The following is a 281-nucleotide window of genomic DNA, read 5'->3' as shown; positions in this document are numbered from 1 at the left end:
AGGTTCCCCCTACGGGACTGGTTACGTTCAAAGCTAGAGGGCGGAACCCCTTAGCGGGAATTTCCGTACGGATCATCCTCGGACCTCGTGTCGTCGATCCCTCAACACACCCAACTGCAACGCGACGCCCTCGCGCAGGCGGACTGCATCCGCGTCTTCGAAGAGAAGGTCTCCAGCCGTGCCAAGGACCGGCCCGGGCTGCTCAAGGCACTGGACTACCTTCGCGCCGGAGACACCCTGTGCGTGTGGAAACTTGACCGGCTCGGGCGATCGGTCAAGGA

1 protein-coding gene is annotated in these 281 nt (G+C 62.6%); it reads left to right on the top strand.

Annotated features, from left to right (window positions below; all coding sequences use genetic code 11):
• Positions 1-87: 87 nt before the first annotated feature.
• A partial coding sequence (locus AC3XQU_RS23770; protein ID WP_489876597.1) for a recombinase family protein occupies positions 88-281 on the top strand: 194 nt, incomplete at its 3' end.

It is taken from the genome of Telluria sp. AZSoR62 (assembly GCF_058111565.1).
The sequence above is the reverse complement of the archived record's forward strand: the minus strand, read 5'-3'. Positions and strand labels throughout refer to the sequence as shown.